This window comes from Microbacterium meiriae (genome assembly GCF_032364335.1).
Classification (GTDB): domain Bacteria; phylum Actinomycetota; class Actinomycetes; order Actinomycetales; family Microbacteriaceae; genus Microbacterium; species Microbacterium meiriae.
Genome location: NZ_CP133984.1, coordinates 2218416 through 2239539 on the forward strand (window position 1 = coordinate 2218416; position 21124 = coordinate 2239539).

At 68.2% G+C, this 21124-nt stretch carries 21 protein-coding genes; 10 read left to right on the forward strand and 11 right to left on the reverse strand.

Annotated features, from left to right (window positions below; translation table 11 throughout):
• Nucleotides 1-23 precede the first annotated feature (23 nt).
• The 7 genes from RI211_RS10695 to rpsA all read right to left on the reverse strand — a co-directional run bounded on the left by RI211_RS10695 (nt 24) and on the right by rpsA (nt 8229).
• Nucleotides 24-596: a CoA-binding protein gene (locus RI211_RS10695; protein WP_315637575.1), complete on the reverse strand. Its 573-nt coding sequence runs from the start codon at nt 594-596 to the stop codon at nt 24-26.
• The gene (locus RI211_RS10700; RefSeq protein ID WP_315637574.1) at nt 593-1897 is read right to left on the reverse strand and encodes an O-acetylhomoserine aminocarboxypropyltransferase/cysteine synthase family protein; all 1305 of its coding nucleotides are present in this window, start codon (nt 1895-1897) and stop codon (nt 593-595) included. The genes RI211_RS10695 and RI211_RS10700 overlap by 4 nt, the downstream gene beginning before the upstream one ends.
• Complete coding sequence (acs, locus tag RI211_RS10705) at nt 1894-3900, reverse strand: acetate--CoA ligase (protein ID WP_396654909.1); 2007 nt, start codon at nt 3898-3900, stop codon at nt 1894-1896. Before acs ends, RI211_RS10700 begins: the two co-directional genes overlap by 4 nt.
• Entirely contained in the window at nt 3891-4748 is an 858-nt protein-coding gene (locus RI211_RS10710) for an ABC transporter permease (RefSeq protein ID WP_315637572.1), read from the reverse strand. Before RI211_RS10710 ends, acs begins: the two co-directional genes overlap by 10 nt.
• Nucleotides 4745-5785 (reverse strand): aliphatic sulfonate ABC transporter substrate-binding protein, encoded by a 1041-nt coding sequence (locus tag RI211_RS10715; RefSeq protein ID WP_315637571.1) that lies wholly within the window; start codon nt 5783-5785, stop codon nt 4745-4747. The genes RI211_RS10710 and RI211_RS10715 overlap by 4 nt, the downstream gene beginning before the upstream one ends.
• Nucleotides 5782-6630, reverse strand: a complete 849-nt coding sequence (locus RI211_RS10720) for an ABC transporter ATP-binding protein (protein ID WP_315637570.1) — start codon at nt 6628-6630, stop codon at nt 5782-5784. The genes RI211_RS10715 and RI211_RS10720 overlap by 4 nt, the downstream gene beginning before the upstream one ends.
• Before the next feature lie 144 nt (nt 6631-6774).
• The gene (gene rpsA, locus RI211_RS10725; RefSeq protein WP_187661766.1) at nt 6775-8229 is read right to left on the reverse strand and encodes a 30S ribosomal protein S1; all 1455 of its coding nucleotides are present in this window, start codon (nt 8227-8229) and stop codon (nt 6775-6777) included.
• 235 nt (nt 8230-8464) lie between these two features.
• Between rpsA and RI211_RS10730 the strand changes: the two genes are divergently transcribed.
• The 3 genes from RI211_RS10730 (at nt 8465) to RI211_RS10740 (ending at nt 10715) form a co-directional block, all read left to right on the forward strand.
• Entirely contained in the window at nt 8465-9004 is a 540-nt protein-coding gene (locus tag RI211_RS10730; protein ID WP_315637569.1) for a hypothetical protein, read from the forward strand.
• Nucleotides 9005-9231: 227 nt separating this feature from the next.
• Entirely contained in the window at nt 9232-9732 is a 501-nt protein-coding gene (locus RI211_RS10735; RefSeq protein ID WP_315637568.1) for a hypothetical protein, read from the forward strand.
• 32 nt (nt 9733-9764) lie between these two features.
• Nucleotides 9765-10715: a 5'-3' exonuclease gene (locus tag RI211_RS10740; protein ID WP_259954715.1), complete on the forward strand. Its 951-nt coding sequence runs from the start codon at nt 9765-9767 to the stop codon at nt 10713-10715.
• Between the two features lie 12 nt (nt 10716-10727).
• Here the strand turns inward: RI211_RS10740 and RI211_RS10745 are convergent, their stop codons facing one another.
• On the reverse strand, nt 10728-11714 hold the full coding sequence (locus tag RI211_RS10745; RefSeq protein ID WP_187661769.1) for a PHP domain-containing protein: 987 nt from the start codon (nt 11712-11714) through the stop codon (nt 10728-10730).
• 2 nt (nt 11715-11716) lie between these two features.
• The gene (trpD, locus tag RI211_RS10750) at nt 11717-12787 is read right to left on the reverse strand and encodes an anthranilate phosphoribosyltransferase (RefSeq protein WP_187661770.1); all 1071 of its coding nucleotides are present in this window, start codon (nt 12785-12787) and stop codon (nt 11717-11719) included.
• 192 nt (nt 12788-12979) lie between these two features.
• Between trpD and ctaE the strand changes: the two genes are divergently transcribed.
• From ctaE to RI211_RS10785, 7 genes are all read left to right on the forward strand, one after another.
• Nucleotides 12980-13633 carry an aa3-type cytochrome oxidase subunit III gene (gene ctaE, locus RI211_RS10755; RefSeq protein ID WP_101845082.1) on the forward strand — a complete coding sequence of 218 codons (654 nt, stop codon included), beginning with the start codon at nt 12980-12982 and terminating at the stop codon, nt 13631-13633.
• A gap of 20 nt (nt 13634-13653) precedes the next feature.
• The gene (gene qcrC, locus RI211_RS10760) at nt 13654-14454 is read left to right on the forward strand and encodes a cytochrome bc1 complex diheme cytochrome c subunit (RefSeq protein ID WP_187661771.1); all 801 of its coding nucleotides are present in this window, start codon (nt 13654-13656) and stop codon (nt 14452-14454) included.
• 36 nt (nt 14455-14490) lie between these two features.
• Nucleotides 14491-15567, forward strand: coding sequence for a cytochrome bc1 complex Rieske iron-sulfur subunit (gene qcrA / locus RI211_RS10765; protein WP_315637567.1), 1077 nt, complete (start codon nt 14491-14493; stop codon nt 15565-15567).
• Entirely contained in the window at nt 15564-17378 is a 1815-nt protein-coding gene (gene qcrB / locus RI211_RS10770) for a cytochrome bc1 complex cytochrome b subunit (protein ID WP_315637566.1), read from the forward strand. Before qcrA ends, qcrB begins: the two co-directional genes overlap by 4 nt.
• 76 nt (nt 17379-17454) lie before the next feature.
• Entirely contained in the window at nt 17455-17868 is a 414-nt protein-coding gene (locus RI211_RS10775; RefSeq protein ID WP_315637565.1) for a RidA family protein, read from the forward strand.
• The gene (locus RI211_RS10780) at nt 17865-18392 is read left to right on the forward strand and encodes a GNAT family N-acetyltransferase (protein WP_315637564.1); all 528 of its coding nucleotides are present in this window, start codon (nt 17865-17867) and stop codon (nt 18390-18392) included. The genes RI211_RS10775 and RI211_RS10780 overlap by 4 nt, the downstream gene beginning before the upstream one ends.
• Nucleotides 18393-18469: 77 nt before the next feature.
• Nucleotides 18470-18889 carry a rhodanese-like domain-containing protein gene (locus tag RI211_RS10785; protein ID WP_315637563.1) on the forward strand — a complete coding sequence of 140 codons (420 nt, stop codon included), beginning with the start codon at nt 18470-18472 and terminating at the stop codon, nt 18887-18889.
• 63 nt (nt 18890-18952) lie between these two features.
• On the opposite strand, the gene RI211_RS10790 is transcribed toward RI211_RS10785, so the two are convergent.
• Together RI211_RS10790 and ctaD are read right to left on the reverse strand one after the other, a co-directional pair.
• Nucleotides 18953-19387, reverse strand: a complete 435-nt coding sequence (locus RI211_RS10790) for a cytochrome c oxidase subunit 4 (protein WP_025105064.1) — start codon at nt 19385-19387, stop codon at nt 18953-18955.
• Nucleotides 19388-19390: 3 nt separating this feature from the next.
• Nucleotides 19391-21124, reverse strand: coding sequence for an aa3-type cytochrome oxidase subunit I (gene ctaD, locus RI211_RS10795; protein ID WP_187661777.1), 1734 nt, complete (start codon nt 21122-21124; stop codon nt 19391-19393).

Below are 21124 nucleotides of genomic sequence, written 5' to 3' on the forward strand. Positions count from 1 at the left end.
CTCCCGGGCGCGGCGCAGCCCCCTCAGCGCGCGAGCAGCTGCCGTCGGGAGCTGATCACGCCGGTGTCGAAGCCGGCGAGATGCAGTCCGCCGTGGAAGCGGGCGTGCTCGATCTTGATGCAGCGGTCCATGACGACCGAGAGGCCCGCCGCCTCGGCGAGCGCAGCGGCCTCCTCGTTCCGGGAGCCGAGCTGGAGCCACAGGGTCTTCGCCCCGCTGTCGATGGCCTCCTGCGCGACCCCCGGGAGGTCGTCGTGACGACGGAACACGTCCACGATGTCAGGCTGCACGGGCAGGGCGCTCAACGACGGGTAGACCGGCTGTCCGAGGATCTCGGTCTCCCTCGGGTTCACGAGATAGACGTCGTAGTCCGTGCTGGACAGCAGGTAGGTCGCGACGAAGTACGAGGCCCGTGACGGATTCCCGGAGGCACCGACGATCGCGATGGATCGTGCCCGGCGCAGCAGCCCGAACCGCTGCGGCTGCGAGGGTCCGGTCCACGTGCGGCCCGGTTCGACGGTGACGGGAAGCGCGCAGCTGGTCGCGTCCGTGGTCGCAGGAAGGGTGCAGGCGTCGCCGGCGGAGGTCGTGCTCATCGGTGGGCTCCCGTCGCGAGGGTGAGGGCCTGATCGAGGTCCCAGATGATGTCCTCCGCGTCCTCCAGGCCGACGGAGATGCGGATCAGGTCGGGGCGCACGCCGGCGGCGACGAGCTGTTCCTCGGTGAGCTGGCGATGCGTCGTGGAGGCCGGGTGGATGACCAGGGTGCGGGCATCGCCGATGTTGGCGAGATGGGACGCGAGCTGCAGGTTCTCGATGAACGCCTCCCCCGCAGCGCGGCCGTCCTCGGCGGCGACCCCGAACGCGAACACGGATCCCGGTCCCAGCGGCAGGTACCGGGCGGCACGCTCATGATGCGGATGGCCTTCGAGCCCTGCCCAGGTGACGTAGGACACGCGGGGGTCTGCCGCCAGCCACTTGGCGACGACCCGGGCGTTGGCGAGGTGAGCGTCGATGCGCTGGGGCAGGGTCTCCACGCCCTGCAGGAGCGTGAACGCCGACTGCGGGCTCAGCGCCGGGCCGATGTCGCGCAGCTGCTCGGAGCGCAGCTTGGTGAGGAACCCGTACTCCCCGAAGTTGCCCCACCAGGAGATGCCGCCGTAGGAGGCCACCGGTTCGGTCATCTGGGGGAACTTGCCGTTGCCCCAGTCGAAGGTGCCCTTCTCGATGACCACTCCGCCGAGGGTCGTCCCGTGACCGCCGAGGAACTTCGTGACCGAGTGGATGACGATGTCCGCCCCGTGCTCCAGCGGACGCGCGAGGTACGGGGTGGCCAGGGTGGCGTCCACGACGAGCGGCACGCCTGCCTCGTGGGCGACAGCGGCGAGACCCTCGATGTCGGCGATCTCGCCCGAGGGGTTTCCGATCATCTCGACGTAGACGACCTTGGTCTCGGGACGGACGGCCGCGGCGAAGTCCGCCGGGTCGGAGGAGCGGACAAAGGTCGTCTCCACGCCGAAGCGACGCAGTGTCACGTCGAGCTGCGTGACCGTGCCCCCGTAGAGCTGCGCGGCGGCGACGACGTGATCACCCGCGCCCACGAGGGCGGCGAACGTGATGAACTCCGCGCTCATGCCGGAGGCGGTCGCGACCGCACCGATGCCGCCCTCCAGCGAAGCCAGGCGCTCCTCCAGGGCGGCGACCGTGGGATTGCCGATACGCGAGTAGATGTTGCCGTACTTCTGCAGCGCGAAGAGGTTTCCGGCGTCGGCTGCATCGTCGAAGACGAACGACGTCGTCTGATAGATCGGCACCGCCCTCGCCCCGGTGGCTGCGTCCGGGGTGCCCCCGGCGTGAAGGGCGCGGGTGCGGAACCCGAAGCGATGGTCGTCGGTCATGATGTCCTCGATTCTGCGGCGAGAGCGCCGGCGATGTCGTCGACGGCCCAGGGGTTCTGCAGTGACGTCGTGTCGCCGAGCGCCTGCGGGGTCCGTCCCGCCCGCCGATCCTGTTCCGCGTCCCAGAGCTGCGCGAGGAGGCGGCGCATGATCTTCCCCGAGCGCGTTTTGGGCAGATCGGGCACGACGACGATGTGCTTCGGCTTCGCGACAGGACCGATCGAGCGGGCGACCTCAGCGCGCAGCGCGTGCGCGTCGATCTCCGCCCGGCCGGACGGGGTGACGAACGCCACGACCGCCTGCCCGGTGACCGGGTCCGCCACACCGGCGGACCCGGCTTCGCCGACCGTCTCGTGCGCCACGAGCGCCGACTCGATCTCGATCGTCGAGAGGCGATGACCGGAGACGTTCACGACGTCGTCGAGCCGCCCCAGGATCCAGATGAAGCCATCGGCGTCGCGGGTCGCTCCGTCTCCCGCGACGTAGTAGCCGCCGTGCGCCCCCACTCCGGCGTACGCGGACCAGTACGCGTCCCGGTAGCGCTCCGGGTTCCCCCAGACGGTCCGTGCCATCCCCGGCCACGGGCGCCGCACCACCAGCGTTCCCGATCGTCCTGGCGCCACCTCGTCGCCGCGCTCGTCCACGACCGCGACGTCGATACCGGGAAGAGGGATCGACGCGGAGCCCGGTTTCAGAGGCGTGACACCGGGCAAGGGGGCGATCATCGCGGCACCGGTCTCCGACTGCCACCATGTGTCGATGACGGGGAGCTCATCCCGCCCGAAGTTCCGGCGAAACCACACCCAGGCCTCCGGGTTGATCGCCTCACCCACCGTGCCGAGCAGCCGCAAGCTCGACAGGTCGTGTCCGCCCGGCAGTTCGTCGCCGAACCAGGTCATGAACGTCCGGATGAGCGTCGGCGCCGTGTAGTAGACCGTCACGCCGTAGCGCTCGATGATCTCCAGGTGCCGCTCGCGACGCGGAGTGTCCGGCGTGCCCTCGTAGATGACCTGGGTGAGCCCGTTCGACAGCGGTCCGTAGATCTCGTACGTGTGCGCGGTGACCCAGGCGAGGTCGGCCGTGCACCAGTGCACGTCATCCGGTTTGGCGTCGAAGTGCGCCCAATGCGCCCAGCTCGCGTGCGTCAGGTAGCCACCGGAGGTGTGCACGAGCCCCTTCGGCTTCCCTGTCGTGCCGGAGGTGTAGATGATGAACAGCGGGTGCTCGGCGTCGAAAGCCTCAGCCTGATGCGCGGTGGGTGCTGTGTCGACGACGTCGTGCCACCACACGTCCCGACCGTCGGTCCACGGGACGGCCTGTCCGGTACGACGGAGCACGAGGACGTGTTCGAGGTCCGGCAGTCCCGCAGCGGCGGCATCGGCGGCGGACTTGACCTCGGTCGCCGTCCCCCGCCGGAACTGGCCGTCGCTGGTCACGAGCAGCTTCGCCCCGGTGTCCTCGAGCCGGAACCGCACGGCCTCCGCCGAGAACCCTCCGAAGACGAGCGAGTGGACGGCTCCGATCCGCGCGCACGCGAGCGTGATGACGACGGTCTCCACGAGCACGGGGAGGTAGATCACGACGCGATCGCCCGGTCGGATGCCGAGGTCTTCGAGCGCGTGCGCCGCCTGGGCCACACGACGCTGCAGGTCGGCGTAGGTCACCGAGATCCGGTCGCCCGGCTCCCCCTCGAAGTGGAGGGCGACCTTGTCTCCGCGTCCTGCATCGACATGCCGATCGACGCAGTTCACCGCGACGTTGAGCCGCCCGCCGAGAAACCATCGCGCCGCGGGGACCGCACCGTCGAGAGGCGGCTCCCAGTCGTGCACGAGGCGCCACGGCTCGACCCAGTCCAGCCGGCGGGCCGCATCTTCCCAGAAGGCCACAGGATCAGCGGCCGCGCGAGCATAGGCTTCTGCGGTCACGTTGGCATCGGGGAACGCGGGCGACGGAGGATAGACCCGTTCCTCCAGCAGCCGAGCCTCGGTCATCGTCACGTCCATCGCCGCAACAGGTACTTCTCCAGCAGTGCGAGCACGCCGTTGGTGATCGTGCCGAGCAGCGCCAGCAGCACGATGGAGAGCAGGATACGGTCGACACGCCCGGTGCTCTGCGAGTCCGTCAACAGGAACCCGAGCCCCATGGACGACGCGATGAGCTCGGCGGCCACGAGGAACAGCCATGCCTGCGCGAGCGCGAGACGCAGCCCCGCGACGACGGAGGGCACGACGGCCGGGAGCTGGACCGTGCGGAACAGCGACCAGCCGTGCAGGCTGAACGAGCGTCCCGCCTCGACGAGCTGCGGGTCCACGTGACGCAGTGCCGAGGCGACCGTCGTGTAGACCGGGAAGAACGCGCCGATCGCGATGAGGGTCACCTTGGACTCCTCGCCGATCTGCATCCACAGGATCAGCAGCGGCACCCAGGCGAGCGACGGGACGGCGCGAACGGCGGCGAGGGTGGGACTGAGCAGAACGTCACCCCACCGCGAGAGTCCGACGATGCCGGCCGCGGCGAGCCCGATGACCGAGCCGATCGCGAAACCGAGCAGCACCCGCTGGACCGAGATGGCGATGTGGGTCCAGAGCTGACCTGTCTCGGCGAGTTCCACTCCGGCCTGGAAGACCGATCCGGGCGTCGGGAGTCGGTACGGCTCGATGAGCCCGGCCGTCGTGACCACCTGCCAGGCGATGAGGATCACGGCGGGGAGCAGGAAGCCCCCGAGGATCCGCACGATAGGCGGCAGGCCACGCCGTGCTCCCCCGGGCCTCCCGCGGGGAGCACCCTTCGCGAACTCGAGCGCGTCCCGCGATTCCGCCGGGACGACCACCCGCTCCTCGAAACCGGTCACTCGCTTGCGCCCGCCTTCGTCGCGAAGGTGTCGTTGATGATGCTGGAGAGCGCCTTGTCGACCGATGCCTGACCGCCCTGCACATCGCCGGACTCGACGAGCACCGGCGCGATCTTCTCGAGAACGGCGAGCTGGTCGTCACCGGGGACGCCGCTCACGTCGAGGTTCGACCGCTCCTGGATCACCGTTGTCGCGACCTCGAGGTCGATGCCAGCGACGTCGGCGAGCAGGGCGGCCGTCTCCTCCGGGTGCTCGAGCGCCCAGACGCGCGCCTCCTCGTAGGCGTCGACGACGGCCTGTGCGAGATCCGGGTGGTTGTCGATGAAGTCCTCGGTCGCGTTGAGGAAACCGTAGGTGTTGAAGTCGACGTTGCGGTAGATGAGCGTGTCGCCCGACTCCTGCTCCGCAGCGGCCATGATGGGGTCGAGACCCGCCCACGCGTCGACGGACCCGCCGTCGAGCGCGGCCCGCCCGTCCGCGTGCTGGAGGTTCTGCACCTCGACGTCCGCGAGCGACAGCCCACCCTCCTCCAGCGCCTGGAGGAGGAAGAAGTACGGGTCGGTGCCCTTGGTGGCCGCGACGGACGCGCCCTTGAGGTCCTCCACCGACGTGATGTCGCTGTCGGGACCGACGACGATGGCCGACCACTCGGGCTGGGAGTAGATGTCGATGACCTGGATGGGGGAACCGTTGGCGCGAGCGAGCAGCGCGGCCGAGCCCGCCGTCGAACCCACGTCGACCGACCCGGAACGCAGCAGCTCGTTGGCCTTGTTGGACCCGGCGGACTGCACCCATTCGACGGTCACGTCGTCGCCGAGGATGTCCTCGAGGATGCCCTGGTCGCGGATCACGAGGCTGAGCGGGTTGTAGGTCGCGAAGTCGATGGACAGCGTGTCGGCGGACCACTCGCCGCTCCCGGCGGGCGTGGACTCGGCGCCGGCCGTCGCGTTCTCGCCGGCGACGCAGCCGGTGGCGACGAGCATCATCGTCCCGGCGACGGCGATCGCAGGGATGATGCGGCGGGTGATGGTGCTCATCGGTTCTCCTCGGGGGTGTGGTGGTGCGTGTCGACGCCGAGCCCTTCGAGGAGCTCGGCGCGCAGGTCGGCGAGGCCGCGGTCGGCGCGGTCTCGGGGGCGGACGCCGGGGACGTCGACCGTCCGCGCGACGGACGACTCGTCGTCTCCCGCGCCGACGGTGCGCAGCAGCAGCACGCGGTCGGCGAGGTAGAGAGCCTCCTCCACGTCGTGGGTCACGAGCAGCACCGTGGTGGGCTCGGCGGCGTGGATCTTGAGCAGCAGGTCGTGCATGCGCAGACGGGTGAGGGCGTCGAGCGCGCCGAACGGCTCGTCCAGCAGCAGCACCCCGGGGTTGCGGGCGAGAGCGCGGGCGAGCGAGGCGCGCTGGGCCATGCCGCCGGAGACTTCACGAGGGCGCTGGTCGGCGGCGTGCTCCAGTCCGACGAGCTGCAGCAGCTCACGCACACGTGTCCGTCCGGCGACCCGGCCGGTGCCGCGCGGCAGTCCCAGTTCGACATTCTGGGCGAGCGTGCGCCATGGAAGCAGCCGCGGCTCCTGGAACGCGACAGCGGTGCGCTCGTCCACGTCGGCGACGCTCGAACCGTCGAGCCGGATCGTGCCCGTGGTGGGAGCGTCGAGGCCTCCGATGAGGCGCAGCAACGTGGACTTCCCACACCCCGACGGACCGACGACGGCGACGATCTCCCCGGCGGCGATGTCGAGGTCGATGCCGCGGAGCACCTCTCGCCGGCCCTGCGCGAGCGGGAACGAGCGCGCGATGCCGTCGAGGCGGACGGGCTGCGCGGAACCCGACCCCTTCGGGGCCTCGGCAGTGCGCGACGCAGCGGGCAGGAGGGCGGTCATGTCCCCATCGTGTCGGAGGCGCTGGATTGTTACGAATGCGGCCGTAACGTTGCGTCACGCAGCGGTTTCCCGGGGTTCCGGGCATGCGAAAAGGGCCGTCACACCCGCCGTGAAGCGGGGTGACGACCCTTTTCGGAGTGTTACTTAGGAGTTGCCGCCCGAAAGCTTCTCGCGCAGAGCCGCGAGAGCCTCGTCGTCGGCGAGCGTGCCGGCGCCGGCCGTCTCGCTCGAGAAGGACTGGCCGCCGAAGTCGTCGCCGGCCGCAGCCTCGGCCTCGGCCGCCTTCGCGACCTGAGCCTTGTGCGCCTCCCAGCGAGCCTGGGCCGCAGCGTACTCCTGCTCCCATGCCTCGCGCTGGGCGTCGAAGCCTTCCTTCCACGCACCGGTCTCGGCGTCGAAGCCCTCCGGGTACTTGTACTCGCCGTTCTCGTCGTACTCGGCGAGCATGCCGTACAGAGCCGGGTCGAACTCGGTGCCGTTGGGGTCGACCGACTCGTTGGCCTGCTTCAGCGACAGCGAGATGCGACGACGCTCGAGGTCGATGTCGATGACCTTGACGAAGACCTCTTCGCCGACCGACACGACCTGCTCGGCCAGCTCGACGTGCTTGCTGGAGAGCTCGGAGATGTGGACGAGGCCCTCGATGCCGTCTGCGACGCGGACGAACGCACCGAACGGAACGAGCTTGGTGACCTTACCCGGCGTGACCTGACCGATCGCGTGGGTGCGGGCGAAGACCTGCCACGGGTCCTCCTGCGTCGCCTTCAGCGACAGGGAGACGCGCTCGCGGTCGAGGTCGACCTCGAGGATCTCGACGGTGACCTCCTGGCCCACCTCGACGACCTCGGAGGCGTGCTCGATGTGCTTCCAGGACAGCTCGGAGACGTGCACGAGGCCGTCCACGCCGCCCAGGTCGACGAACGCACCGAAGTTGACGATCGACGACACGACACCCTTGCGGACCTGACCCTTGTGCAGGTTGTTCAGGAACGTGGTGCGCGACTCCGACTGCGTCTGCTCGAGGAGCGCACGGCGGCTGAGGACGACGTTGTTGCGGTTCTTGTCGAGCTCGAGGATCTTCGCCTCGATCTCCTGGCCGAGGTACGGCGTGAGGTCGCGGACGCGGCGCAGCTCGATGAGCGAGGCCGGGAGGAAGCCACGGAGGCCGATGTCGACGATGAGTCCACCCTTGACGACCTCGATGACCGTACCGGTGACGACGCCGTCGTTCTCCTTGATCTTCTCGACGTCTCCCCAGGCGCGCTCGTACTGCGCACGCTTCTTGGAGAGGATCAGGCGGCCTTCCTTGTCCTCCTTCTGGAGGACGAGGGCCTCGACCTCGTCGCCGACCTTGACGACCTCGTTGGGGTCGACGTCGTGCTTGATCGAGAGCTCGCGCGAGGGGATGACACCCTCGGTCTTGTAGCCGACATCGAGCAGGACCTCATCGCGGTCGATCTTGACGATCGTGCCTTCGATGATGTCGCCGTCGTTGAAGAACTTCAGGGTCTTCTCGACCGCGGCCAGGAAGTCCTCAGCAGATCCGATGTCGTTGATGGCGACCTGCTTGGTGGCCGGGGCGGTCGTTGCGGTAGTCATGTAGTGGGTTGTCCTTGTGAATGGATACTCGGGCTGCGGAGCATGACCGCGCACGGTCGGGATGTGCTTCGCAGCAGGTGGATTGTGGTGTGTTCGTCACCTGGGCATGCGTGTACACGCCACGAGTGACAGTTCAGGCTACCAGAAGTTGCCGCCCTATGAAGGAGCCGATTCCTCGCAGCCGCTCTGTGGATAACGTCGGCAGCGAGCTCGGCATTCCGCATACGGTGGCCCGGTGATCTCGCCCACCGCTTTCCGCCTGCTCGCCACGCTGGCAGTCGGCGTCTCGATGCTCTCCGGGTGCACCCCCACTCCGGAGCCCACGCCGACTCCCTCCCCCGCGTTCTCGTCCGAAGAAGAGGCCTTCGCCGCCGCCGAGGCCACCTTCTCCGAATACATCGACGCCCTCAATCGCGTCGACACCCGAGACCCATCGACGTTCGAGCCGTTGTTTGAGCTGTCCAGTGGCGGGGTGGAGGCATCGGATCGAAAGAACTTCTCGCGGATGCACGCGGAAGGGCAAGTACTGGCGGGGAAGACAAGCATCATCTTCTTTGAGGGGGAAGAAAGCGAGCCCCCGTTCGAACGCATCCGCGCATCTGCATGCCTAGATGTGTCGAAGGTCCGAATCACAAACCAAGACGGCACCTCTGGCGTTTCTCCCGACCGTCCCAGTGCCTACGCTCTGGAGCTCTTGTTGCTGGCGCATCCGCACGGAGTTCTCACTGTCGACACTGCAAACCGGATTGAGGATGCTTCGTGCCCAGGTTCGTAGTCGTGATCATGCTCTTAGTGCAGTTCGCTTCTGGGGCCGATTCGCCGGGATTCTCAGATTTCCTAGCGGGGACGGACGGTTCGACCGTGAGCGTCTCCGCCGCGACTCACCCTTCCGATCCATGGACGCATTCGAACCGTAGGTCCCCTGCGGTCCCCGAGGCGGAAAGCAAGGCGTGCCGGACCGACACGGTGCTGAGCCGATCGTGCGGGATGTACGCGGTGCGGGTGACGGAGGAGTCCGGGACGCCGCTCACGATCGAGGATGTCGCGCAGTTCGCACCCACCCCCGTGACCACGACGGCCGAGCCGGGCAACGTGGGCGTCGTGGGGATGCCGACCAACTTCGTGGCGACCGTCGCCGCACACACGGCGACCGGCACACTCCTCGACCGGCCCGTGACGGTGCGTTTCACGCCCGTTCGCGTCGTCTTCGACCACGGCGACGGCACGACGGCGGTGACGCCCGACGGCGGTCGCACTTGGTCGATGCTCGGGCAGGCGCCGTTCACGCCGACCGAGACGAGCTATACCTATGCGCGACGGGGCACCTATTCGACGAGGACCACGGTCGCGTACACGGCGCAGGTCGACGTCGGCGGCGGCTGGTTCGCGGTTCCCGGTGAGCTGTCGATAGAGGGAGCGTCCCAGGACATCCGCATCTACGAGGCGACCACCGCGCTCGTGGCGCGGACGTGTGAGGAACGACCCGCGGCGGCCGGCTGCTGAGCGCCCGATGGGACACGCTCTACCCTGAATCCATGACCCGCGCCGAACGCCTCATGCTGCTCGACACCGCCAGCCTCTACTTCCGCGCGTTCTACGGGGTGCCCGACAAGGTCACAGCCCCGGACGGGTCCCCGATCAACGCCGCACGCGGCCTGCTGGACATGATCGCCAAGCTGGTGACGACCTACCAGCCGACCCACGTCGTGGCGTGCTGGGATGACGACTGGCGTCCGCAGTGGAGGGTCGACCTCATCCCCAGCTACAAGACGCACCGCGTGGTCGAGGTCGTCACCGGTGCGCCGGACGTCGAGGAGGTCCCCGACCCGCTGGAGGCGCAGATCCCCTTGATCCGGGAGACGCTCGCCGCCATCGGCATCCCCATCGTCGGCGTCGCCGAGCATGAGGCGGACGATGTGATCGGCACCCTCGCGACGAACGCGACGATGCCGGTCGACATCGTGACCGGCGATCGCGACCTCTTCCAGCTCGTCGACGATGCCCGGGACGTCCGGGTGATCTACACGGCCCGCGGCATGAGCAATCTCGAACTCGTCACGGACGCGACGGTCGTCACGAAGTACGGTGTCCTGCCGACGCAGTACGCGGACTTCGCGACGATGCGCGGGGACGCGTCGGATGGGCTCCCCGGTGTCGCCGGCATCGGCGAGAAGACGGCCGCCACGCTCCTGCAGAAGCACGGCGATCTGCTCGGTATCCGCGAGGCCGCGGACGCGGGTGAGGGCATGAGCGCGGGCATCCGCGCGAAGATCCTCGACGCGCAGGCCTACCTGGACGTCGCTCCGACCGTCGTCGCCGTCGCCACGTCGCTCCCGATCACCGCCCCGGGTGTCGCCCTGCATGCCCTCACGCCGGACGAGGCCGAGGCGGCCACGGCCCTCGCCGAGCGCTGGAACCTCGGCAGCTCCATGGCCCGCGCCGTCACCGCGGTCACCGAGGCGGCGAAGGCGGTCGCGGACGCCTGACGAGGGCGCCCGTCACTCCGCCCAGGCGAGCAGACGCGACAGGCCCCACGTGGTGACGATGCGTGATGCCGGCACCCCGGCACGCTCCGCCCGCTCGGCTCCGTGGTCCAGGAGCGACAACTGGCCGGGGGCGTGTGCGTCGGAATCGATGGAGAACAGGCACCCGGCGTCGAGCGCGATCGCGATGAGCTCGTCCGGCGGATCCTGACGCTCGGGACGGGAGTTGATCTCCACGGCGACCCCGTTCTCCGCACAGGCCGCGAAGACGGCCGCGGCGTCGAAGGCCGAAGGCGGGCGCGTGCCACGGTCCCCCTGCACGAGACGACCCGTGCAATGCCCGAGGACGTTCACCCGCGGATGCGACACCGCGGCGATCATCCGCTTCGTCATCGCCCGGCCGTCCATGCGCAGCTTCGAGTGCACGGAGGCGACGACCACATCCAGCTCAGCGAGCACGGCGTCGTCCTGATCGAGGGCGCCGTCTTCGAGGATGTCCACCTCGATGCCGGCGAGCAACGTGAATCCGTCCCCCGACTGCGCCCGCACCTGCGGGATCTGCTCACGCAGCCGTTCCACCGAGAGACCTCGGGCCACGCGGAGGCGCGGCGAATGATCCGTGATGGCCTGGTACTCATGCCCCTGCGCGCGGGCTGCGGCGGCCATCACCTCGATGGAGGTCGTCCCGTCTGACCACTCGGTGTGAGCGTGCAGGTCCCCGCGCAGCTTTCCACGGAGCGCAGACACCCGCTCAGGCTCGACGTCCCCGCGCAGTTCGATCAGATACTCCGGCACGTCACCGGCCTGAGCCTGCCGGATGACGGCGAAGGTCGACTCGCCGATGCCCTTGGCCGCCCGAAGACGGGTCGGGTCGTCCTGCACATCGGCAGGGAGGTCCTGGAATGTCGCGGCCGCCTGACGGAAGGCCTTGGCCCGGTAGCGTGACGCCCGCTCCCGCTCCAGCAGCGAGGCGATCTCGAGCAGCGCGTCGACCGGATCCATGGTCACTCCTGAGGGGCGGCCAGCTCGCGGCTCACGCCGATCCACTGGTCGAGCTTGGCCAGTGCACTCCCGTCGTCCACGGCAGCGGATGCACGGGCGAGCCCGTCGCGGAGGCGCTCGAGGATCGGCCGCTGCACCTGGGTCGCGTCCTGGGAGAGCTCGAAGGCGACGATCCCGGCGGCGGCGTTCAGGAGCACGATGTCCCGGACGGGCCCCTGCTCCCCCGCGAGCGTCCGCCGGAGCACGTCCGCGTTGTGGGCGGGAGACCCGCCGATGAGGTCGGACAGGTCGGCGAGGGGGATGCCCAGGTCGCGCGGGTCGAGATCGTGTTCATGGATGTCCCCGCGGGTGACCTCCCAGATCCTGCTGTGCCCTGTGGTCGTCAGCTCGTCCAGGCCGTCGTCGCCGCGGAACACCAGCGCCGTGGCCCCCCGCGTGCGGAAGACGCCGGTGATCAGCGGCACTCGCTCCATCTGTGCCACGCCGACCGCGTTCGCCTCCGCGCGCGCCGGGTTGCACAGCGGACCGAGCATGTTGAACACGGTCGGCACGCCGAGCTGCGACCGGACGGCACCCGCGTGCTTGAACCCGGGATGGAAGGCCCCGGCCCAGGCGAAGGTGATGCCTGTCCGGTCGAGGATCGAGGCGACGGCCGCCGGGTCGAGCGAGAGCTCGAGGCCGAGCGCACCGAGGACGTCGGAGGAGCCGGAGGCGGAACTCGCCGCCCGATTCCCGTGCTTGACCACCGGGATGCCGGTCGCGCCGATGATCACGGCCGCCGTCGTCGAGACGTTCACCGTACCCACGCGGTCCCCACCCGTGCCGACGATGTCCAGCACATTCGGGGAGACCGGAAGCGGCACGGCCGCTTCGAGGATGGCGTCACGGAAGCCGACGATCTCGTCGATCGTCTCGCCCTTCGCGCGCAGCGCCACGAGGAACCCCGCGAGCTGCGCCTCGGAGACCCCACCCTGCATGATCTGCCGCATGGCCCAGGTGGACTCCCAGACGCTGAGGTCGCGACGCTCCAGGAGAGAAGTGAGCACGTCGGACCAGGTCAGGGAATCAGCCATGTGTGCGATCCTATCGGCGCGGAGAAAACGTGCAGTGCGATCCGGGCGGGCGCGCAGACACCGAACGTGCGGCGTTTCCCGCGTATTCACCGGGTATTCGCAGTGTTTTCTTAGGGTCCCCTAAGTCATCGACGGGCGAATCGAGGGGCGGGGGTGCAAGAATCACGCTCGCGGATCGGCCATAATGGAGGGGTGACGACCTCAGCGACGTATGCCCCGGCGGCGAGAACCATCAAGCGGCCCAACCCGGTAGCTGTCGGCACCATTGTGTGGCTCGGCAGCGAGGTGATGTTCTTCGCGGGACTCTTCGCGATCTACTTCACCCTCCGCAGCACCTCACCCGAGCTGTGGGCCGACCGTACCGAGCTCCTGAACGTCCCCTTCGCGGCAGTGAACACGGCGATCCTCGTGCTCTCCTCGTTCACCTGCCAGATGGGTGTGTTCGCGGCGGAGGACCTGCAGCCGTACAAGATCGGCAAGGGACAGAAGAACGGCGCCGGCCGCCGTCGCCTGTTCGGCTGGGGCATGGTCGAGTGGTTCTTCCTCACCTTCGCCCTGGGCGCGATCTTCGTCTCCGGCCAGGTCTGGGAGTACGCACAGCTGGTCGCGGAGGGCATGCCCATCCAGGCTGACGCCTACGCCTCGGCCTTCTACCTGACCACCGGCTTCCACGCCCTCCACGTCACCGGCGGACTCGTCGCGTTCCTCCTGGTGATCGGCCGCGCGTACGCCGTCAAGAACTTCCGGCACAAGGAGGCGACCTCCTCGATCGTGGTGTCCTACTACTGGCACTTCGTCGACGTCGTCTGGATCGTGCTGTTCTTCGTTATCTACTTCCTGAAATAAGAGCGGAGCTGATCCCCGAGATGGCACGAGAGAAGAAGCGCCGTTCGAGCGGTCGTCGCAGCCCACTGGCGGCGGCCGCGCTCATCGGAGCAGGCCTCATGATCACCGGCGCTGTGTACGCGGGTGCGACCGCGGCATTCGCCGCCAACGACGCGCCCACGGCATCGACGCAGCTGACGGTCGAGGACGGCGAGAAGCTGTTCACGGCCAACTGCGCCACCTGCCACGGCCTCGACCTGGAGGGCACCCCCAACGGCCCGAGCCTCTACGGCGTCGGCGAGCTCGCGGTCGAGTTCCAGGTGTCGACCGGCCGCATGCCGCTGCAGATGCAGGGACCGCAGGCCCCCCAGAAGGAGCCGCAGTTCACCGAGGAGCAGATCCTCGCGATGGCGGCCTACGTGCAGTCCGAGGCCCCCGGACCGGAGTTCCCCTCCGAGAAGATCCTCGACGGCGAGGGCGACGTGGCGCACGGCGCCGAGCTCTTCCGCGTCAACTGCGCGATGTGCCACAACGTGGCCGCCGCCGGTGGCGCACTGACCGAGGGCAAGTACGCTCCGGCGATCACCGAGACCAGCGCGCTGCACATCTACGCCGCCATGGTCACCGGCCCGCAGAACATGCCGGTCTTCGGCGACATGAACCTGTCCGACGAGGACAAGCGCGACATCATCTCGGCTCTGCTCTTCCAGCAGCAGTCCGTCCAGATCGGCGGCTTCTCCCTCGGCTCGCTCGGACCGGTCTCCGAGGGCCTGTTCGTGTGGATCTTCGGTATCGGCGCTCTGGTCGCCATCACCGTGTGGATCACGGCGAAGTCCAACTGACGCTTATTCATCGAAGAGGAACGTACGAGGAGCACCATGGCACACGACGACGACTCGCAGGCTCTTGACAGGGCCTACCAGCCCTCTCCGGGGCTGGGTGTCGCAGTCAGCGATCCCGTGCAGAACCCGGGTCTTCCGCCGCACCGTGAGCGGATGACCGACAAGGACCCGCGCGCCGAGAAGACCGCGGTCCGCACCGTCTACACGCTGTTCTACCTGTCCCTCGCCGGGAGCATCTGGGCGGTCGCCGCCTACATGCTGTTCCCGATCGAGAGTGGCGCGCTCATCGACATCCGTCAGAACAACCTCTTCATCGGTCTCGGCATCGCGCTCGCGCTGCTGGCCCTCGGAATCGGTGCCATCCACTGGTCCAAGGCGCTGATGTCCGACAAGGAGTTCATCGAGCACCGCCACCCCACCCGGGGCAAGGACTCCACGCGTGAGGCCGCCATCAAGGCGTTCTCCGACGCGAACGAGGAGTCCGGGTTCGGACGCCGCACGATGATCCGCAACTCGCTGTTCGCCGCGATCGTGGCGTCGATCATCCCCGGCGTGACGCTGTTCCGCGGCCTCGCTCCGCACTCGACGCCGGACGACCCCACCGCGGGCGACCCGGTCGCGCTGCTGAAGCACACGATGTGGGACGAGGGCATGCGCCTGGTGCGCGACCCGGACGGCACCCCCATCCGCGCAGCGGACGTGACGCTCGGCTCCGCCTTCCACGTCATCCCCGAGGACCTCGCGGAGCTCGGGCACGACGAGGGCTACCTCGAGGAGAAGGCCAAGGCCATCGTGCTGATGATGCGCCTCCGCCCTGAGCAGCTCATCGAGGCCGAGGACCGCAAGGACTGGTCCTACGACGGCATCGTCGCCTACTCCAAGGTCTGCACGCACGTCGGCTGCCCCGTCGCGCTGTACGAGCAGCAGACCCACCACCTGCTGTGCCCGTGCCACCAGTCGCAGTTCGACGTCACGGACCACGCGAAGGTCATCTTCGGCCCGGCCGCCCGGCCGCTGCCCCAGCTGCCCATCACCGTGGACGACGAGGGCTACCTCATCGCACGCAGCGACTTCACCGAACCCGTCGGCCCGAGCTTCTGGGAGCGCCATTGAGCACCGCAACGCTGTCCAAGGACGAGAAGGACACCAAGGCGCCTCTCGGCGGCCGTTTCGTCGGCGCCGCGTCGAACTACATCGATGAGCGCACCAGCCTCTCGGGCTTCGTCAAGGAGCTCGGTCGCAAGATCTTCCCCGACCACTGGTCGTTCATGCTCGGTGAGATCGCGCTCTGGAGCTTCGTCGTCGTGTTCCTCTCCGGAACCTTCCTGACGTTCTTCTTCCAGGCCTCCATGGTGGAGACCCACTACACCGGCGCGTACGCCCCCATGCGCGGCATCGCGATGTCCTCGGCCCTCGAGTCGACGCTGCACATCTCGTTCGACCTCCGCGGCGGTCTGCTGGTCCGCCAGATCCACCACTGGGCCGCGCTGGTGTTCATCGCCGGCATCGGTGTGCACATGCTCCGCGTGTTCTTCACGGGTGCGTTCCGCAAGCCGCGCGAGCTCAACTGGGTGATCGGCTTCGTGCTGTTCATCCTCGCGATGGCGGAGGGCTTCACCGGCTACTCACTCCCCGACGACCTGCTCTCGGGTAACGGCCTCCGGATCATCGACGGCATGATCAAGGGTCTCCCGCTGATCGGCACCTGGACCTCGTTCCTCCTCTTCGGCGGCGAGTTCCCCGGTACCGACATCGTCGGACGCCTGTACACCCTGCACATCCTGCTGCTGCCGATGCTGGTCATCGCCTTCATCGCCGTGCACCTGATGCTCATGATCATCAACAAGCACACGCAGTTCGCCGGCCCCGGCCGCACGAACGACAACGTCGTGGGCTACCCGATGATGCCGGTCTACATGTCCAAGATGGGCGGCTACCTGTTCATCGTCTTCGGCACCATCGTGCTGATCGCGACGTTCTTCCAGATCAACCCGATCTGGAACTACGGACCGTACGACCCCTCCCCCGTCTCGGCGGGTACGCAGCCCGACTGGTACATCGGCTTCGCGGACGGCGCGCTCCGTCTGGCGCCGTCGAACTGGGACATCGTGTTCCTCGACCACACCTGGTCGTTCGGCATCCTGGCCCCGGTCGCCGTGCTCGGCCTGTTCATCGTCATCGTCGCGATCTACCCCTTCATCGAGGCGTGGGTAACCGGTGACAAGCGTGAGCACCACATCGCCCAGCGCCCGCGCAACGCGGCCACCCGCACCGCGATCGGCGTCGCCGGCGTCATCTTCTACGCGGTCCTGTGGGCGGCGGCCTCGTCCGACCTCATCGCGACGCACTTCATGCTCACCATGGAGGGCGTGATCCACACGCTGCAGGCGCTGCTGTTCCTCGGCCCGATCATCGGCTACTTCGTCACGAAGCGCATCTGCATCGCGCTCCAGAAGAAGGACCGCGAGATCGTCCTGCACGGCTTCGAGTCGGGCCGCATCGTGCGTCTCCCCGGCGGCGAGTTCATCGAGGTGCACCAGCCGGTCGACAAGTACGACCGCTGGAAGCTCATCGACGTCGACGGTTACGAGCCGCTCGTCGTCCGTCCGAACGCGAAGGGCCGCATCCCGTGGACGGAGAACCTCCGCTCCGCGATGTCGCGCTGGTTCTTCGAGGATCGCCTCGCCCCGCTCACGCAGGCCGAGATCGATGCCGCGGACGCTCACCAGCACCACGTCACCGAGGGCAACGAGGCGGCGGAGGTCGCAGAGATCCAGGGCGCTCATGAGCGTGCCGGCTTCCCCGACGCCCCGCTCACTGTCGACGAGACGCACGTCGACGAGACTCCGAACACGCCCAGCACGGTGATCTCCACCGAGCCGGTCAAGAAGCCTCGGAAGAAGAAGTCGGAGGACGACGAGTAATCGTCACTCCCCCTCGCGAAGGCCCCGTCCGCTCGGACGGGGCCTTCGTCGTTCGCCCCGATGAGAGGATCGAATCATGTCATCCGTCGTCCGTCTCCTCCACGCACCCCAGCTCGCCGATGCCCCCTACGCCTATGCAGCCACCGCACCCGCGGACGCCCGTCTCGTCTTCCTCGCCGGAGCCTGCCCCCTCGAGGACGACGGCACGACCATGGCTCCGGGCGACTACGCGGCGCAAGCCGCACGATGCGTGGAGACCCTGGAGCAGGCTCTCCAGGCCGCCGGTGCCACCCTGACGGATGTCATCAGTACGCGGGTCCTGGTGGCCTCCTCCGCGCAGCAGGACCTCGTCACGGCCTGGGACGTCATCCATGCGGCCTTCGGCGCTCACGAGGTCCCCAGCACGCTCCTCGGCGTGACGGTGCTGGGCTACGACGAGCAGCTCGTCGAGATCGAGGCGATCGCGGCACTCCCGGCAGACCGCGCATGAGGCCGCTCATCCGCTTCGCGACCGCCGCCGACCACGTCGTTCTCGAAGAGCTCGAGCGCGCCGCCGACCTCATCCTGATCGAGCGTTTCGGGGCGCGGTCGTGGCCACCCCCCACCTCGAACGAGGAACGCCAGGATGCCCCGGGGTTCGTCCTGGTGGCGGCCCTCCCCTCCCCCGCCGACGAGCAGGCCGACCATCCCTCGACGCCCGTCGGATTCGCGCACGTCCTCGAGGTGGACGGGGAGGCGCACCTGGAGCAGCTCTCCGTGCGCCCGGAGCACGCCCGCCGCGGCGTCGGCCGCGCGCTGGTGGTGGCCGCTCAGGAGGAGGCACGACGTCGAGGCCATCGGCGCCTCACCCTGCGCACCTACGCGGACGTGCCATGGAACGCCCCCTTCTACGCCCGGTGCGGCTTCGAGGAGTCCGCGCCGGACACCGACTTCCTGCGCGCACTCGTCGGCGTCGAAGAACGGCTGAACCTCTCCGTCCACGGCCGTCGGATCCAGATGACCGCAACGCTCTGAGGAGGATCGGCAGGATTCGTGCGATGCGCGACGGGAACACTCATCCGTGCGGCGCCCACGTTCCGTAATCTGAACTCATGATCGACCGTACCGACTACTTCGCTGCCCGCCTCGCCTATGAGACCGACCCGAGCGACGTCCATGCTGATCGCGCCGCTGGCCGCCCCCTCGTCGTGGTCGACGTGCGCTCGACCGAAGCATGGGCTCAGGGGCGCGTCGCCGGAGCCGTCCACATGCACCACAGCGAGATCGCGGACCGGGCGCCGCGAGAGATCCCCCGCGACGCCGACGTGGTCGTGTACTGCTGGAGCCCGGGGTGCAACGGTGGTGTGCGCGGTGCGCTCGAGTTCGCGCGCCTCGGCTATCGCGTGCGCGAGATGATCGGCGGCTTCGAGTACTGGGTCCGCGAGGGGTACCCCGTCGAAGACGCCGACGGCGTGCACCATCGCCCGATCGACCCGCTCACCGGCATCCCCCGGATCCGTACCCGGGCTTGACCACGGCGCCCAAACGAGGAAGGCCCCCGGAGTGATCCGGGGGCCTTCCTCGTGTGCGGGGACTCAGCGGGCGAAGTTACCGCGGTAGTACTCGTAGACCCAGCCGACGATGGCGACCACGAAGATGGCCAGACCGATCGGGAGGAGGAAGTGCCCGACCGCGAGGCCCACGACGAACACGCCGGCCGATGCCGCGAGGACCAGCGGCCACCAGGACCACGGGCTGAACTCGCCGAGCTCGGGGTCGCCGTCGTCGATGTCCGACGTGAGGATGTCCTCAGGCAGCTCGCCGTTCTGCGCCTTGTGCGTCCGGTCGAGGTAGAACGCGACCATGGCGCCCATGAAGGCCGAGAAGAACAGTGCGACCGTGCCGACCCACTCGATCTGGTTCACGAGCGGAAGGCCGGGGTGAGCCAGGATGTTCCAGCCGGTGTAGACGACGCCGACGAGGGCGAAGAACGCGGTCAGGACCCACCAGATGATGACGTTGTCGCGCATGACTCAGTGGCCCTCTCGCTCGCCGGGTGCGGTGGTCGCGAACTCCGCGGCCTCCGGGTGGTTCAGGTCGAAGGCCGGACGCTCGCTACGGATGCGCGGGATCGACGTGAAGTTGTGCCGCGGCGGCGGGCACGAGGTGGCCCACTCGAGCGAGGCGCCGTAACCCCACGGGTCGTTCACCGTGACCTTGGGCGCCTTGCGTGCCGTGATCCAGACGTTCAGGAAGAACGGCAGCATCGAGGCACCCAGGATGATCGCGCCGATCGTGGAGACCTGGTTCTGCCAGGTCCAACCGTCCGCCGCGGAGTAATCCGCGTAGCGCCGGACCATGCCGTCGACACCGAGCCAGTGCTGGATGAGGAAGGTCATGTGGAAGCCCACGAATAGCATCCAGAAGTGCACGTAGCCGAGACGCTCGTTGAGCATGCGGCCCGTCCACTTCGGCCACCAGAAGTAGAAGCCGGCGAACATGGCGAACACCACCGTGCCGAACACCACGTAGTGGAAGTGCGCCACGACGAAGTACGAGTCGCTGAGGTGGAAGTCCAGCGGCGGGGCCGCGAGGATCACACCGGTGAGACCACCGAAGACGAACGAGACGAGGAAGCCCAGTGCGAACACCATCGGCGTCTCGAAAGTCACCGAACCTCGCCAGAGCGTGCCGATCCAGTTGAAGATCTTCACACCCGTCGGCACCGCGATGAGCATCGTCATCAGGGCGAAGAACGGCAGGAGCACCGAGCCGGTGACGTACATGTGGTGCGCCCACACGGCCACGGACAGCGCGGCGATGGCGATCGTCGCGTAGACGAGGGTCTTGTATCCGAAGATCGGCTTGCGGCTGAACACCGGGAAGATCTCGGAGACGATGCCGAAGAACGGCAGCGCGATGATGTAGACCTCGGGGTGGCCGAAGAACCAGAACAGGTGCTGCCAGAGCAGGACTCCGCCGTTCTGCGGATCGTAGATGTGGGCACCGAGCACACGGTCGGCGGCGGCGGCGAAGATCGCCGCGGCCAGGACCGGGAAGGCCATCAGGATCAGCAGGCTGGTGATGAGCGTGTTCCAGCTGAAGATCGGCATGCGCCACATCGTCATACCCGGAGCCCGCATCGTGATGATCGTCGTGATGAAGTTCACCGCACCGAGGATCGTGCCGAAGCCCGAGATGCCGAGACCGAGCATCCACAGGTTTCCGCCCGCTCCTGGCGAGAACGACGCGTTGGCCAACGGCTGATAGGCGAACCAGCCGAACGAGGCCGCACCCTGCGGGGTGAGGAAGCCGGCGACCGCGATGGTCGAGCCGAACAGGAACAGCCAGAACGCGAAGGCGTTCAGACGCGGGAAGGCGACGTCCGGAGCACCGATCTGCAGCGGCAGGATCGCGTTGGCGAAGCCGGCGAACAGCGGCGTCGCGAACATCAGCAGCATGATCGTGCCGTGCATCGTGAACAGCTGGTTGTACTGCTCCTTCGTCGGGACGATCTGCATCCCCGGCGCGAACAGCTCAGCACGGATGACAAGCGCCATCACGCCACCGAGGAGGAAGAACATCACCGAGGCGATGAGGTACATGTACCCGATCGTCTTGTGGTCCGTGGAAGTGATCCACTTGACGACGATGTTGCCCTTCTGCTCCACTCGCGAGGAGCTCATCAGAGCGGCCTGGCGCGCGGGCAGGGTGGTGGGACGGGAGCGGGGTGCCTCGTCGGTGCGAGGAGCTTCAGTGGTCGACAT